Origin of the sequence: Duganella sp. OV510, assembly GCF_900100205.1 — a bacterium.
GTDB lineage: Bacteria > Pseudomonadota > Gammaproteobacteria > Burkholderiales > Burkholderiaceae_D > Rugamonas.
In genome coordinates this window covers 309,205-323,823 of record NZ_FNEQ01000007.1, presented here as the reverse complement: position 1 = coordinate 323,823, position 14,619 = coordinate 309,205, and the positions used below count along the sequence as shown (strand labels likewise).

The following is a 14,619-nucleotide window of genomic DNA, read 5'->3' as shown; positions in this document are numbered from 1 at the left end:
TCGTTTTAACTGATAGAGTAGAGCCATGTTCGACGTCCTTGTTTATCTCTACGAGACTTATTACCGTCCCGATGCCTGCCCGGAACCGGCCGCATTGGCCAAGAAGCTGTCGGCTGTCGGTTTTGACGACGTCGAGATCTCCGAAGCGCTGGTCTGGCTGACCGACCTGACCGCCATCGCTGGCGAGGAACAGGCGCTGACCGCATCCTCTACCGGCACCCGCTTCTACGTGGAAGAAGAGCAGGACGCGCTGGGCGCCGCCGCCATTGGTTTCATCCAGTTCCTCGAATCGGCCAAGGTGTTGTCGCCGCTGCAACGCGAGATCGTCATCGAGCGCGCGTTGGCGCTGGAAGAAATGCCAGTGTCGCTGGGCAAGCTGAAGGTCATCGTGCTGATGTTGCTGTGGAGCCAAGGCAAGGAACCGGACGCGCTGATGTTCGATGACCTGTTTGGTTCGGACGAAGACCAGGCTCCCCGCCTGTTGCATTAAGCCTCTAAAGATATTCCTCTTTGGCAACAAATCACGCCATAATCGGCGTGTGCTTGCGGTACGCCAGGCAATCCGCTTATTATTTGCGCTTTGACAAGACTGTGACAGAAACGTGCAGACTGCTGCGCTATCCATGTATGATGCGCATCTGCCCTCCTCAAAGTGTTACAAACGAGATACTAAAATATGAGCAAAACCCTCATCATCGCCGAGAAGCCATCTGTCGCGAACGATATCGCGAAGACGCTGGGCGGCTTTACCAAGCACGATGAGTACTTTGAATCCGACGAGTACGTGTTGTCCTCCGCCGTCGGTCACCTGCTGGAAATCGCCGTCCCGGAAGAACACGACGTCAAGCGCGGCAAATGGAGCTTCGCCCACCTGCCAATGATACCGCCGTACTTCGCGCTGAATCCGATCGCCAAGACCGAAGCGCGCCTCAAGGTGCTGAACAAGCTGATCAAGCGTAAAGATGTCACCACCCTGATTAACGCATGTGACGCGGGCCGCGAAGGAGAACTGATCTTCCGCCTGATCGCGCAGAACGCCAAGGCCAAGCAGCCGGTCAAGCGTTTGTGGCTGCAATCGATGACGCCGGCCGCGATCCGCGACGGCTTCTCGCACCTGCGCAGCGACGACGACATGATGCCGCTGGCCGACGCCGCCCGTTGCCGCTCGGAAGCCGACTGGCTGATCGGCATCAACGGCACCCGCGCCATGACCGCCTTCAACTCGAAAGAGGGCGGCTTCTACCTGACCACCGTCGGCCGCGTGCAGACGCCGACCTTGTCGATCGTGGTCGAACGCGAAGAAAAGATCAAGAAATTCGTTTCGCGCGACTTCTGGGAAGTACGCGCAGAATTCGTCTGCGCCGCCGGCGTCTACGAAGGCCGCTGGCTGGACACCAAGTTCAAGAAGGACGAGAACGATCCCGAGAAGCGTGCCGAACGCCTGTGGAGCAAGGCTGCGGCCGACTCCATCGCTGTGGCCGTGCGCGGCAAGCAAGGCAACGTCAGCGAAGAATCCAAGCCGACCACCTCGATGGCGCCGGGACTGTTCGACCTGACCAGCCTGCAGCGTGAGGCCAACTCGCGCTTCGGCTTCTCGGCCAAGAATACGCTGGGCCTGGCGCAGGCACTGTACGAAAAGCACAAGGTGCTGACTTACCCGCGTACCGATTCGCGCCACTTGCCGGAAGACTATCTGGACACCGTCAAGCAGACGCTGGACTCGGTGAAAGAGAACAATAACTATCACCAGTTCGCCAAGCAGATCCTGGACAAGGGCTGGGTCAAGCCGAACAAGCGCATCTTCGACAACAGCAAGATCTCGGATCACTTTGCGATCATCCCGACGCCGATCGCACCGAAGAATTTGTCCGAGCCGGAGCAGAAACTGTACGACCTGGTGACACGCCGCTTCATGGCGGTGTTCTTCCCGGCCGCCGAGTTCCAGGTCACCACCCGCTTTACCGAAGTATCGGGCCATACCTTCAAGACTGAAGGCAAGGTCATGACCAATCCGGGCTGGCTGGCGATCTACGGCAAGGAAGCCGACGGCGACGACAAGGAAAAAGAAGGCAACAACAAGAGCCTGGTGCCGGTCGCCAAGGGCGAGAAGGTGCTGACCGACAAGGTCGACGCCAACGGCCTGGTGACCAAGCCGCCTGCGCGCTACACCGAGGCGACGCTGCTGTCCGCCATGGAAGGCGCCGGCAAGCTGGTCGAGGACGACGAACTGCGCGACGCCATGGCCGGCAAGGGCCTGGGCACGCCAGCGACGCGCGCCGCCACCATCGAGGGCCTGATCTCTGAAAAGTATCTGCTGCGCGAAGGCCGCGAGCTGATGCCGACCGCCAAGGCGTTCCAGCTGATGACGCTGCTGCGGGGCCTGGGCGTCAACGAACTGACCGCGCCCGAGCTGACCGGCGAGTGGGAATACAAGCTGTCGCAGATGGAGAAGGGCAAGATCTCGCGTGACGAATTCATGCGCGAAATCGCGCAGATGACGCAAGTGATCGTCAAGCGCGCCAAGGAATACAACAACGACACGATCCCGGGCGACTACGCGACGCTGACCGCCCCATGCCCGAACTGCGGCAGCGTGGTGAAGGAAAACTATCGCCGCTTCGCCTGCACCAAATGCGATTTCTCGATGAGCAAAACGCCGGGTGGCCGCCAGTTTGAAATCGACGAAGTGGAACAGCTGCTGCGCGACCGCACCATTGGTCCGCTGCAAGGTTTCCGCTCGAAGATGGGCCGTCCGTTCGCCGCCATCCTGCGTATTTCCAAGGATGAGGAAATCAAGAACTACAAGCTGGAGTTCGATTTCGGCCAGAATGATGATTCCGAGGATTCGGAGCCAGTCGACTTCACCGGCCAGACCGCGCTGGGCCCTTGCCCGAAGTGCAATGGTGGCGTGTACGAAATGGGCCTGGCCTATGTTTGCGAACACAGCGTGGCCAAGCCGAAGACTTGCGATTTCCGCAGCGGCCGCATCATCCTGCAACAGGAAATCCTGCCGGAACAGATGGCCAAGCTGCTCAACGACGGCAAGACCGACCTGCTGCCAGGCTTCATCTCGCAGCGCACGCGCCGTCCGTTCAAGGCCTTCCTGGTGAAGGGCAAGGACGGCAAGATCAGCTTCGAGTTTGAAGAGCGCAAAGCCAAAGCGCCTGCCAAGGGCAAGGCAGCCGCCGCAGCTGACGATGGCGCGGCGGAGGAGAAGAAAACGCCAGTGAAAAAAGCCGCAGCCGTCAAAAAGCCGGCGGCCAAGAAACCGGCGGCGAAAAAAGTCGCAGCCAAGAAAGCTGCTTAAAACAAGCTGCTTAAAACAAGCTGCTTAAAACGAACGGGACACTCAGGTGTCCCGTTTTTTTATTCTGGTGCCGCAGCGCCCAGTCACAGCCAGGTCATCCGCTGACATTAAACTAGTTGCTGTGCTAAACTATTGATTCTTTTGGGCAATTGAACTTCCGCAGCCCGCATTGTGGTTTCAATAGCTGCAACACCTCTTTATTTTCCAACATTGCCTCTTAGGCACTAGGACTCATGAAAAATCTGAAAATTGGCACGCGCCTGGCGGCGGGCTTTGGCTTGGTATTGGCGTTGATGATTCTGATGACCGTGATCGGCATCCGCCACATGCACTCGGTCGCGGTGGCGACCAACGAGATGATGCAACAGCCCTTGGCAAAAGAACGCATGATCAGCGACTGGTATCGCCTGATCCACACCAGCGTGCGCCGTACCTCGGCGATTTCCAAGAGTACCGATCCGTCGCTGGGCGCGTATTTTGCCGACGACACCAAGCAGTCGGTGGCTGAAATCAACAAGCTGCAGAAAAGCGTTGAGGAACTGATCGATGGCGACGAAGAAAAAACGCTGTACGCAAAGCTCAAGGATTACCGCAAGCTGTATGGCGAATCGCGCGACAAAATCGTCGCATTGAAGAAAGAGGGCAAGCTGGATGAAGCGGCCGAGGAGCTGGAGCAGCGCTTCACCCCGGCCGGCAAAGCCTACCTCGGCAACCTGAGCGCCTTGCTGGAACACCAGCGCAAGAACATGGACAACCAGGCCCAGCGCATTGACGCGCTATACGAAAGCAACCGCAGCTTCATGGCTGGCCTCGGCGTGGTGGTGCTGGCGCTGGGTGTCTTCTGCGCCTGGCGTCTGACGCGCGGCATCACCGTGCCGCTGGGCCAGGCGGTGCAGATCGCCGAAGCGGTGGCGCACCGTGATCTGACCTCGCATATCGAAGTCGACAGCACGGACGAAACCGGCCGCCTGCTGCAATCGCTGCAAAAAATGAATGACGGCCTGATCGACATCGTCAGCCAGGTGCGCGATGGCACGGAAAGCATCTCGACCGCATCGAACCAGATCGCCGCTGGCAACCTGGACCTGTCCGGCCGTACCGAAGAGCAGGCATCAAGCCTGGAAGAAACCGCCTCATCGATGGAAGAACTGACTGCGACCGTCAAGCAGAACGCCGACAACGCGCGCCAGGCCAACCAGTTGGCGGTGAAAGCCTCGGAAGTGGCGCAGCGGGGCGGTGGCGTGGTATCGGAAGTGGTCAGCACGATGGAAGCGATCAATGGCTCCTCGCGCAAGATTGCCGACATCATCAGCGTCATCGACGGCATCGCCTTCCAGACCAACATCCTGGCGCTGAACGCCGCTGTAGAAGCCGCGCGCGCGGGCGAGCAGGGCCGCGGCTTCGCCGTGGTGGCATCGGAAGTGCGCAACCTGGCGCAGCGTTCGGCTGCCGCAGCGAAAGAAATCAAAGTATTGATCGACGACTCGCTGGACAAGGTAGACGCCGGCAGCATGCTGGTCACGCAGGCCGGCACGACGATGACCGAAGTGGTGGACAGCATCCAGCGCGTGACCGACATCATGGGCGAGATCACCTCCGCCACGAACGAGCAGAGCAGCGGCATCGAGCAGGTCAACCAGGCGATCGGCCAGATGGACCAGGTCACGCAGCAAAACGCCGCATTGGTAGAAGAAGCCGCTGCTGCCGCCGCCTCGCTGCACGACCAGGCCGACGCCCTGACCGCCATCGTCGCCGTCTTCAAACTGCACGACAGCCACACCCCCCGCGCGCCCCAGCGCCTGCAACTCACCTAAAAAAACCGGGGTCAGTTCTGCCAAACGTACACGGGCTCAACTGCGCAGCAGTTGAGCCCGTGTACGTTTGGCAGAACTGACCCCGGAGTTTATTGGGTTTGTAGTTCGACGTTGATCATGTTGTCGTCGGGCTTGCGGTCGATTAGTTTGTTGTCGGGATCGATGCCGGCTTTGGCTGGGCGGCCGTTGACGATCACCGTGTAGCGGTTCTCTTTCTGGTCGATCAGCTTGCGCTCGCGTAGCAGGCTGTTGCCTTCCTTGTCGTCGACGCCGATGTCGATCCAGTCGCGCAGCGGCGTGTCTTGTTCTTCGCCTTGCTCGCCGGCGCGCACTTTCGCGGCGCTGACCGTGAAGCTGACTTCGTATTTGCCGTCGCTGAGCTTGCGCGCCGTCGCCGAGGTGGCGTGGTTTTCGTACAGCACGATGTGGTTGAACAGGTCGTCGATCAGATAGGCCTGGTCAGCCGGCGTGACCTTGCGCAGCGCGTCCACCAGCACATTCACGCTCGGGTAGGGACCGGACTTGCGGCCGTATGCCACCAGGATTTCCTTCAGTGCGCCGTTGACCTTGGCTTCGCCCAGAATGTCCTGCAACTGGTACATCGCCAGGCTGCCCTTGCGGTACTGGATGTAGTTCTGGTTTTCATTTTCCGCCAGCGGCAGCTCCTTTTTGCGTTCCAGCGCGCGGCCGAACAGGTACTGGTCCAGATCGTAGTGCAGGAAACGGCGCATTTTGTTGGCGCCGAAGCTTTTCTTCATCACCATCAGCGCCGAGTATTCCGCCAGCGTTTCGCTCAGCACCGTGCTGCCGCGCGTGTTGCCGCCGACCAGCTGGTGTCCCCACCATTGGTGCGCCACTTCGTGCGCGGTGATGTAGAACGGGTAGTCGATGTCTTTTGGATTCTTGTCGTTGACCTTGGCGATGAAGCCGACCGATTCCGAATACGGTATCGTGTTCGGATACGATTGCGCAAACTGCTGGTAGCGCGGGAATTCGACAATCCGCACCAGCTTGTGCTGATACGGCCCGAAGTTGTTGGTGTAGTAGTCCAGCGATTCCTTGATGCCCTTGTCCATGCGCTCCAGATTGTATTCATGGCCAGGATGGTAGTACAGCTCGATGCCGACATCCTGCCACCAGTCGCGCTTGACCAGGTAACGCGCCGACTGGAAGGCGTACATATTCAGCATCGGCTGTTCCATCTTGTAGTGGAAGTAGCGGCGGCCTTTGCTGCTCCAGTCCTTGACCAGCATGCCCGGCGCGATCGCGGTCTGGTCGCCGCTGGTGCCGACCGTGGCGTCAAAGGTGATCCAGTCGGCGTCATTGCTGGCGAAGTTGTTGGCCAGGCCGGCCGGATCGTCGCGCGGCAGCATGCGTTCGCGCGCTGCCAGCCTGTGCTTCTTGCGGTCGCGCGCGTCGCTCAGTTCCCAGTCCTGCTGGTAGCCGATGTGCGGCATGATGCCGTTGTTGAAGAAAGTGCCGTTGGCGATCACCGGCGTGTCGCGGCCGAGGCCGAGGATACCCTGTGGCGCATAGCGCAGCTCGAAGTCCATGTTCAGCTGCTCGCCCGGCGCCAGCGGCTTGCTCAGCTTGTAGGTGTAGAAGCCCAGCTCGCCATCCTTGAGGCCGTCGCGCACTTGCTGGCCGAAGCGCACGCCGTATTGCGCCACCGTATTGTCCTGCGTGACGATGATGTCGCTGATCGGCACCTTGCCTTTGTTTTGCAGCAGGTAGCGGCCCTTGACCAGCAGCGTGCGCTGCTCCGGCCAGATTTCCACATTCATCTTCACATCGGTGATGCGCGGCTGCGGAATCACGGCGTATTGCTTGTACTTGCGCTCGTAGTCGGCCTTTTCCGCTTCCTTGTGATAATTCGATTTGTAGCAGTTGGCCACATGCTGGTTGTAGAACAGCACGCTGCCGGCGCCGACGAAGATCAGCAGCCCGGCCGCAATGGCGCTCAGCACCGGCAGCGTCAGCGCATGGCGCGCCAGTTGCAAGCGCTGGCGCCAGCCGTCGTTGCTGCCGCGCGCCCAGAACAGCAGCGACAGCACCACCAGCAACAGCGCCGCGCCGCCCCAGTACGCTTCATACCAGCGCTCGCGCGCCAGGAAATGGCCATAACCGTTCATCGCCGAGTAGACGATGCTTGGCATATTGCCGTAGATGAGCATCGGGTTTTCCAGCCCCACCGTGCCAGCCGTCACGCTGATGATGTAGTAGACGATCATCGCGAAGTAGGCGATGTAGCGCTGGTTGATAATGACTTGCAGCGCAATCGCCAGCACTGCCGTCAGAGCGTAGCCGGGCATCTGCAACAGGAACAGGTGGTACAGATACAGTCCCGGCTCCAGCAGGAAATAGCCCTGGAACACTTGCACCGCCATGCCGGTCAGCATCACTACCAGCATCAGCAGTGCTTGCAGGCCGATCAGGGCGAACAGCTTGGACAGCAGCGGCAGCCAGCTTGGGATCGGCAGCGCATCCAGCATCAAGCCCATGCGCGCCTCGCGTTCGCGCCAGATCAGCTCGCCCGCGTAGAAGGTGGTGATCACCATCATGAACAGCGCGAAGGTTTCGCTGACCACGTCCAGCACCTGATAGGTAACCGGATAGGTATTGGTGCCATACATCGAGCCCAGGTCCAGCGACGAGGCAAACATCATCAGCACGCCGGCCAGCACGATCACCAGGAAGTAGATGTTCTTGGTGGTTTCGCGCAGGTTGAGCCAGCTCATCTTGAGCAGCAGCCAGCCCAGGCTGCGTGCCTGGAAGTCGGGTTTTTCCTGCGTGTTGGCCGAGGTGTGCGACAGGTGTTGCGGCAATTCGCCCTCGCCGGTACTGCTGCTGCGGCTGTGACCGCTATCGTGGTTCGCGATGAAATGGAAGCGCCAGTAGCCGACCAGCAAGCCGGACAACGCGGCCGAGGCCCAGATCACGCGGTTCAGCAGGTACACGCCTTCCGGGTAGAACATGCGCGTGTTGCGCTCGATGATGGGCCAGTATTCGGTAACGCGGATGACGGCGGTGGTGCCGAACGGGTCGATCAGCGCAGCAAAGGTTTTGTAGTCGAGGTCGCGCGCCAGGCCGGGCGCCACCATGTAGCCGATCAGCATGACCACGCTGGAGATGTACACCGGCAGCATGCGCCGCGTCAGCGCCGCCAGGATGAAGAACACGGCGCCGAAAATGAAGATGTTCGGCAGGATGACGATCAGGTAGGGGAGGATGTAGGCCAGCGCACCGGCATGCGCCAGCCGCTCCGGATCGATGCCCGGAATGAAGCTGCCCAGCCAGGCACCGAGCAGGATGCTGGTGAAGATCACCGCCAGCGTAAGATAGGCGCCAAGGAAGCGGCCGAAGATGTACTGGTGCTTGCGAATCGGCGCACTAAAGAAGAAGTGCTGCATGTCGTACTCGAAATCCTGCTGCACCGAGCGCCCCATCATGGCGGCGATGACGATCACGCCCAGCGAGCCGAGGAAGCTGGTGGTGAACATCAGCGAGCGCGGCGAGTCGATCAGCTGGCTGCCGAAGGTGATCGAGGCGCCTTTGAAAAAGCCGCCGGCGGCAGCCATCCACAGCATCGACAGGGCCAGGAAACCGAGGAAGTACACCCAGGTCGACAGCAGCTTGAGGCGCTGGCGCGCTTCAAAGAGGGCGATGGCAAACATGATGCGGCCTTAATCGCAGGTGTTCGCGGCGCGGTGGCGGCCGGCGATGGTGGCGAAGTAGACGTCCTCCAGGTCGCCGATGGCTTCCTCGAAGCCGTCGCCCGGATCGGTGTCGCTATACACATGGATCAGCGTGCGGCCGGACAGCAGGCGCGACGAAATCACCGGATGGCGCAGCTGGAACGATTGCAGGTCGCGCTTGTCGATGAAGCGCGCCCAGATCTTGTCGCTGACTTCGTGGATCAGTTCCTGCGTCGGCCCGCACAGCAGCAGATGTCCCTTGTTGATGATGGCCATGTTGGCGCACAGGTCAGCCACGTCGGAGACGATGTGGGTCGACAGGATGACGGTCTTGTCCTCGCCGATGTCGGACAGCAGGTTGTGGAAGCGTACGCGTTCCTGCGGATCGAGGCCGGCGGTCGGCTCGTCGACGATGATCAGTTTCGGATCGCCCAGCAGCGCCTGGGCGATGCCGAAGCGCTGGCGCATGCCGCCGGAGAAACCGCCGAGGCGCTGGTGGCGCACTTCGAACAGATTGGTTTGCTGCAACAGGCCGTCAACTACCTCGCGGCGGCGGTGGCGGTTGCTCAGGCCCTTCAATACGGCAAAGTGGTCCAGCATCTCGTAAGCGGTGACTTTCGGATAGACGCCGAAATCCTGCGGCAGGTAGCCCAGCAGGCGGCGGATGTCATCCTTTTCGTCCAGCACGTCGAGGTCGCCGAAGAACACCGAGCCGGAATCGCATTCCTGCAAGGTGGCCAGGGTGCGCATCAGCGTCGACTTGCCGGCGCCGTTAGGGCCGAGCAAGCCGAACATCCCGGTCGGGATGGTGAGCGAGATATTGTCCAGTGCCACCACGCCATTGGCGTAGGTCTTGGACAAATTGCTGATGCTTAATTCCATGCTAACTCCTGATTCTGCACGACAAACCACTTTTCACATGATGGCATTGTATTGAATTTGATCCACAGAGGGGGCGCCATTGCGATGGGCGGCACAATGCTGCGCCAGAGTGCAGAATTGGCGGACCAGCCGGTAACCGTCTTTGCATAGTTGAATAGACAACTTATTCAATTTCTAAACAAAACCTGTTCGCGGTTGAACCACCAGCGGCACACGGCCAGCAGCAGGCCGGCAGTGACGGTTGTTGACAGTAGTATCACGGAAAACATGCTGTAGTCCATCGTGCCTTTGACCAGTTCCTTCATCGCCAGCGACACATTGGTCAGCGGCACCATCGCCCAGCGCCAGTTCAGCTCGACGCCGGGCAGCAGCGCCACCAGCGTCGGCAGGATGGTGACGATAATCAGCGGCGAGATCATGCCGGTGGCTTCCTTGTAGCTCTTGGCGTAGACCGAGATCGACAGCAGGATGGCGGCAAAGATGGCGGCGGTTGGCACCAGCATCAGCGCCACCATGGCCAGATCGAGGGGGCCGATGGCGCGCACCATCAGCACCAGGTCGCCGCCGATGGCCTGGCCGAAGAAGTGCAGCAGCAGGCCGACGCTGACGATCATCAGCAGCGCCGAGGTCAGGCCGATGGTGAACAGCATCAGGAACTTGGCCAGCACGATGGCAGTGCGCGATACCGGCGCCAGCAGCAGGGTTTCCAGCGTGCCGCGTTCCTTTTCGCCGGCGCCGGTGTCGATTGCCGGATACATTGCTGCCATCAGGCACACCATCAGCAGGATGTAGGGCAGCATGCCGCCGATGATGGCGCCCATCTGCTCGCGCTTGTTGGCGGTGGAGTGTTCTTCCAGCTTGACCGGGTCCAGTGCAAACGCCAGCTGCTGCTTGTTGAGGCGCAGTGCGGACAGCGCCTGTTCGCGCAGCTCGCTGTTGTGGTCGGCGAGGATGGTAGCCACGCGCCTGCGCGTCAGGTCGATGGTGGCGGCGCTGTTGTAGTGCAGCTGGATCACGCCTTGCTGCTGTTGCGCCAGCTGTTCCGTCATGCCGGGCGGGATGACCAGCGCGAACTTGATGCGCTCGGCGGCGATGGCGCTCTTGATCTCGTCCGGGCTGGCCAGCACGATTTCATGGAAGCCTTTTTCCTGCGCCAGGCGTTCGGCCAGCTGCGGCGCGTGCTCCTTGCCGAACACCGCATACGCCATGTCGGCCGTGCTGGCCTGCTTGAACATACTGGAGGTCAGGAAGCCGAAGCCGGTGAAGATCAGCGGCATGGCGAATACCGGCACGAACACGGTGAAGAAGAAGGTGCGGCGGTCGCGCACCAGTTCCAGCAGTTCTTTCAGGTAGATGGTCCACATGGCTTATGCTCCTTGGCTGACGACGCCGACAAAGGCGTCATACAAATCGGCGCTGCCGCCCAGGTGGCGCAGCTGGTCCATGCTGCCGTGGAAGGCGGTCTTGCCATGGTTGATGATGCAGACGCGGTCGCACAGCTTTTCCACCTCGTGCAGGTGGTGGGTGGAGAAAATCAGCGGAACGCGCAGGGCTTTGTAGCTGGCGATAAAATCCAGCAGGATCTTGGCTGACATCACGTCGAGTCCGGTGGTCGGCTCGTCGAGGATGACGATTTGCGGTTCGTGCACGACGGTGCGGGCGATGGCACATTTCTGCTTCATGCCGGTGGATAGCTGGTCGGCGCGCTTGTTGCCGAATTCGTGCATTTGCAACAGGTCGAACAGATCGTCGCAGCGGCGCTTCAGATGGGCCGTGCTCATGCCATGCAGGCGGCCGAAGTATTCGATGTTTTCGCGCGCGGTCAGGCGGCCGTACAAGCCGGTGCTGCCAGATAAAAAGCCGATGTGCTGGCGTGCCGCCAGCGGATTGGCCAGCAGGTCGACGCCGTTGGCGCGGATGCTGCCGGCGTCCGGCCTGAGGGCGGTCGAGAGCAGGCGCAAGGTGGTGGTCTTGCCGGCACCGTTGGGGCCGAGCAGGCCCAGCACTTCGCCCGGTGCACAGCTGAAACTGACATCGCGCACGGCGTGAAACCAGCCGTCATGGTCGCGCGGGTCGCGCGTCGTGGCGGACTTGTTGCCGCGCGAGGGCAGGCGGAATCGCTTGGCCAGGTTGCTTACCTCGATCATTGTTGTTGCCCAAATTGGAAAGTTTCAAGAGTAGCATGTAAAAATTCTGGCATGCAAGCGGCTGGTCTGGGAAACTCTTGCTATAGTGGTATTCGGGAGCGTAGCGAAAAAATGAATCCTCAACTCAAGGAAAAAATACTGTCGGTGATGCAGCATGGCGTCGACCGCGATGAGTCTACCGGCTTCTTCCGCGTGGCGCTGGGACTGTATTACCTGTCCAGCCTGATGACCAAGGACACGCTGGACTTCAAGCAGCTGGACCGCGAGTTCAACCGCTTTATCTACCAGACCATCGGCAAGGGCCACAGCATCACCAGCATCCTGCAATACATGAGCGGTGGCAAGGTGGTGGATGTGGTCGAGTCGAAGCGTTTTCTGAAAGCTTTCGGCGACTGCTGTAACGAGGTGCCGCTGGAGAACATCCCCTTCCTGCTGGGGCTGAATCTGGGTGTGGCCAAGGACATTTCCAGGATCGACGTGCGCGGCCCGGTGGCCGACTACATCGAGCGCCAGCGGCAACTGCGTGAGGAGGCAGACGCGAAATAATGGCGTGCTCCCTTATAATCGGATTTTCCATCTGAACACACGAGTTTGCTCATGGCTGCATATCATCACACTCCGCTGGACCGATTCATTGCCGGCGCCGACAAGGCGCTGCGGGTTATTTCCGGCGTGGCTTCGGCATCGCGACCGAATCCGGGGACGCATGCTGCTGATGCCGAAATGAGTGAAGCCGAGCGCCGCCATGCGGCTGGCCTGATGCGCGTCAACCATGTTGGCGAAGTGTGCGCGCAGGCGCTGTACAACGCGCAGGCGCGTTTTGCCCGCACGCAGGCGATCCGCGATCAGTTCGAGCATTCCAGCCGCGAGGAAGAAGACCACCTGGCGTGGACCGCGCAGCGCTTGGAAGAGCTGGGTTCGCACATCAGCGTGCTGAATCCGCTGTTCTACGCTGGTTCGTTTGCGCTGGGCACGGTGGCTGCCGTACTGGGCGACGCCCGCAGCCTGGGCTTTGTGGTGGAAACCGAGCGCCAGGTGGAAGCCCACCTGGAAAGCCACCTCGACAAGTTGCCGCCGCAGGACGCCAAATCGCGCGCCATCGTCGACCAGATGCGCATCGACGAAATCGAACATGGCGCCGCCGCCCAACGCCTCGGCGCCGCCGCAATGCCTGCACCGGTGCAGACGGCGATGTCGGCCATGGGCAAGGTCATGACCAGCACCGCCTACTACATCTAAAAACCGAAGTTTTAGTTGGCTTCGATGATGTCGAAAGAGTGGGTGATTTCGGCGGTTTTGCCCAGCATGATCGAGGCGGAGCAGTATTTGTCGTGCGACAGGGTGATGGCGCGTTCGACTTGTTCAGGCTTCAGGCCTTTGCCGGTGACGACGAAGTGGAAGTTGATCTTGGTGAAGACTTTCGGCTCGGTGTCGGCGCGTTCGGCTTTCAGCACGCATTCGCAACCACGGATGTCGGCGCGGCCTTTTTTCAGGATCAGCACGACATCGTAGGCGGTACAGCCGCCGGTGCCCAGCAATACCATTTCCATCGGACGCGGCGCCAGGTTTTGGCCGCCGCCTTCCGGTGCGCCATCCATCGTCACCAGGTGGCCGGAGCCGGTCTGGGCCAGGAAACTCATGCCCGACGGGCCATTCCAGCTAACTTTGCATTCCATCACACTCTCCGAGTTAAAAACTTTGTCCATATTGTAATGGACGGCGCAAACCCTGTGTTTGCGCGGCTTGCAAGCCATATCGGGCTTGACGGCAGTACCTTCAAGCGGTTATGATTGTCGGCTTTCCATTCGCTCAGGAAAGTAAATAAAAAGGCCGAGTCCGCTGTAGCTTTAGCGGAACCACCATTTGAGCGGTAATTTCTTATTAAGAAAGTCATCACATGAAAACTTTTTCCGCTAAAGGACATGAAGTCCAGCGCGACTGGTTCGTGATTGACGCGACGGACAAAGTCCTCGGACGTGTTGCCAGCGAAGTGGCACTCCGACTGCGCGGCAAACACAAGCCTGAGTTCACTCCTCACGTCGATACCGGCGATTTCATCGTCATCATCAACGCAGGCAAACTGCGCGTGACCGGCACCAAAGCAACCGAGAAGACCTACTACCGTCACTCGGGCTACCCAGGTGGCATCTATGAGACCAACTTCCTGAAAATGCAACAGCGTTTCCCAGGTCGCGCTCTGGAAAAAGCCGTCAAGGGCATGCTGCCAAAAGGCCCACTGGGCTACGCAATGATCAAGAAGCTGAAAGTGTACGCCGAAGGTTCGCACCCGCACGCTGCCCAGCAACCTAAAGCACTCGAAATCTAAGGAACTGACATGATCGGTAACTACAATTACGGCACCGGCCGTCGCAAGAGTGCAGTAGCTCGTGTGTTCATCAAAGTTGGCACTGGCCAAATCATCGTCAACGGCAAGCCAGCGTCGGAATACTTCTCGCGCGAAACCGGCCTGATGGTTATTCGTCAACCACTGGAACTGACCGGCAACGTTGAACGTTTCGACATCAAAGTCAACGTCCACGGCGGCGGCGAGTCCGGCCAGGCAGGTGCAGTTCGTCACGGCATCACCCGCGCTCTGATCGACTACGATTCGGGCCTGAAAGGTGACCTGGCACGCGCTGGCTTCGTAACCCGCGATGCACGTGAAGTTGAACGTAAAAAAGTTGGTCTGCGCAAAGCACGTCGCGCAAAACAATTCTCGAAGCGTTAATTTTTACGCTGTGGTGCGCTGCTTGCGGCGCATCTCCGAAAAAGCC

At 59.9% G+C, this 14,619-nt stretch carries 12 protein-coding genes; 7 read left to right on the top strand and 5 right to left on the bottom strand.

The features are described 5' to 3' along the window. The first annotated feature begins 25 nt into the window (after positions 1-25). From BLS51_RS19810 to BLS51_RS19800, 3 genes are all read left to right on the top strand, one after another. Positions 26-490, top strand: a complete 465-nt coding sequence (locus BLS51_RS19810) for a Smg family protein (RefSeq protein ID WP_090187013.1) — start codon at positions 26-28, stop codon at positions 488-490. A 186-nt stretch (positions 491-676) separates the two neighbouring features. Then, positions 677-3,307, top strand: coding sequence for a DNA topoisomerase III (locus BLS51_RS19805; protein WP_090187010.1), 2,631 nt, complete (start codon positions 677-679; stop codon positions 3,305-3,307). Positions 3,308-3,540: 233 nt separating this feature from the next. Beyond that, positions 3,541-5,121 carry a methyl-accepting chemotaxis protein gene (locus BLS51_RS19800; protein WP_090187007.1) on the top strand — a complete coding sequence of 527 codons (1,581 nt, stop codon included), beginning with the start codon at positions 3,541-3,543 and terminating at the stop codon, positions 5,119-5,121. An 89-nt stretch (positions 5,122-5,210) separates the two neighbouring features. Here BLS51_RS19800 and BLS51_RS19795 read toward each other — a convergent pair whose 3' ends face one another. The 4 genes from BLS51_RS19795 to BLS51_RS19780 form a co-directional block, all read right to left on the bottom strand. Next, positions 5,211-8,795: an ABC transporter permease/M1 family aminopeptidase gene (locus tag BLS51_RS19795; protein ID WP_090187004.1), complete on the bottom strand. Its 3,585-nt coding sequence runs from the start codon at positions 8,793-8,795 to the stop codon at positions 5,211-5,213. Between the two features lie 9 nt (positions 8,796-8,804). Continuing rightward, entirely contained in the window at positions 8,805-9,698 is an 894-nt protein-coding gene (locus BLS51_RS19790; RefSeq protein ID WP_090187001.1) for an ABC transporter ATP-binding protein, read from the bottom strand. Positions 9,699-9,865: 167 nt separating this feature from the next. Beyond that, positions 9,866-11,062: an ABC transporter permease gene (locus BLS51_RS19785; protein ID WP_090186997.1), complete on the bottom strand. Its 1,197-nt coding sequence runs from the start codon at positions 11,060-11,062 to the stop codon at positions 9,866-9,868. A gap of 3 nt (positions 11,063-11,065) precedes the next feature. Continuing rightward, positions 11,066-11,845: an ABC transporter ATP-binding protein gene (locus BLS51_RS19780; protein ID WP_090186993.1), complete on the bottom strand. Its 780-nt coding sequence runs from the start codon at positions 11,843-11,845 to the stop codon at positions 11,066-11,068. A gap of 111 nt (positions 11,846-11,956) precedes the next feature. Here BLS51_RS19780 and BLS51_RS19775 point away from each other — a divergent pair, with 111 nt between their 5' ends. Continuing rightward, positions 11,957-12,391 carry a hypothetical protein gene (locus BLS51_RS19775; RefSeq protein WP_090186990.1) on the top strand — a complete coding sequence of 145 codons (435 nt, stop codon included), beginning with the start codon at positions 11,957-11,959 and terminating at the stop codon, positions 12,389-12,391. A 51-nt stretch (positions 12,392-12,442) separates the two neighbouring features. Continuing rightward, positions 12,443-13,084: a 2-polyprenyl-3-methyl-6-methoxy-1,4-benzoquinone monooxygenase gene (coq7, locus tag BLS51_RS19770; RefSeq protein ID WP_090186986.1), complete on the top strand. Its 642-nt coding sequence runs from the start codon at positions 12,443-12,445 to the stop codon at positions 13,082-13,084. Positions 13,085-13,095: 11 nt separating this feature from the next. Here coq7 and BLS51_RS19765 read toward each other — a convergent pair whose 3' ends face one another. Then, a complete protein-coding gene (locus tag BLS51_RS19765; protein WP_090186983.1) occupies positions 13,096-13,521 on the bottom strand; it encodes an OsmC family protein in 426 nt (141 codons plus the stop codon). A 221-nt stretch (positions 13,522-13,742) separates the two neighbouring features. On the opposite strand from BLS51_RS19765, the gene rplM reads away from it, so the two are divergent. Beyond that, on the top strand, positions 13,743-14,171 hold the full coding sequence (gene rplM / locus BLS51_RS19760; RefSeq protein WP_056157909.1) for a 50S ribosomal protein L13: 429 nt from the start codon (positions 13,743-13,745) through the stop codon (positions 14,169-14,171). A gap of 9 nt (positions 14,172-14,180) precedes the next feature. After that, a complete protein-coding gene (gene rpsI / locus BLS51_RS19755; RefSeq protein ID WP_072789011.1) occupies positions 14,181-14,573 on the top strand; it encodes a 30S ribosomal protein S9 in 393 nt (130 codons plus the stop codon). The last annotated feature ends 46 nt before the right edge of the window (positions 14,574-14,619 follow it).